Here is a 603-nt window from a genome sequence, read left to right on the forward strand (position 1 = left end):
GGCCGGCTGGCGCCTCAAGCGTCAGGTTGGTGACAGGCTCCTGCATCGGAATGATCCCGGTCTCCAGGAGCACGGTCACCGTGCATATGGTGTTCGTGCCCGACATCGGCGGATAGGAGGTCGGTTCGATGATGACGTAACCCATCTGAGCGTCAGGGTGAGACGAGGGCAGAACCAGGTTGGTGCAGAGCGTGACCTTGCCGCGAGGTTCATGCAGGAGAAAGGCTCTAAGGTCATCGCCTTTGGTCTCCAGCCATCGTGCCTTCTCGAACATGGTCTTGCCGGGAACATCGATGACACCGCCTGTAATGACGTCGTTCGGCTCGCCCTCGGCGTGAGCGCCCACGACGTTGATCATCCGCGACAACCGCATTCCTCAATCCTTTCTGCCAGGCCGGCCATGAAATCGTGCAATCCGATGCTGGACGAGGAAGAACGAATGTCCAGGACCAGTTGCAGCAGCCGGATACCCAGGGCAACGAAGCCCCGGGGACGACCGGATCGCGTCAGGCAGCTGCCGCTGCAAGCGCCTTGTCAACCAGTTTAACCTCCTCAGCGGTCAAGGGGATAACCGGGAGGCGGCACTCGCCGACAGGGCGCCCC

At 61.5% G+C, this 603-nt stretch carries 1 protein-coding gene; it reads right to left on the reverse strand.

The window, feature by feature from the left end:
- A partial coding sequence (locus tag EN780_RS36745) for a proline racemase family protein (protein ID WP_189557114.1) occupies nt 1-373 on the reverse strand: 373 nt, incomplete at its 3' end.
- Nucleotides 374-603 lie beyond the last annotated feature (230 nt).

The organism is Mesorhizobium sp. M4B.F.Ca.ET.089.01.1.1 (assembly GCF_004022605.1).
GTDB classification, from domain to species: domain Bacteria; phylum Pseudomonadota; class Alphaproteobacteria; order Rhizobiales; family Rhizobiaceae; genus Mesorhizobium; species Mesorhizobium abyssinicae.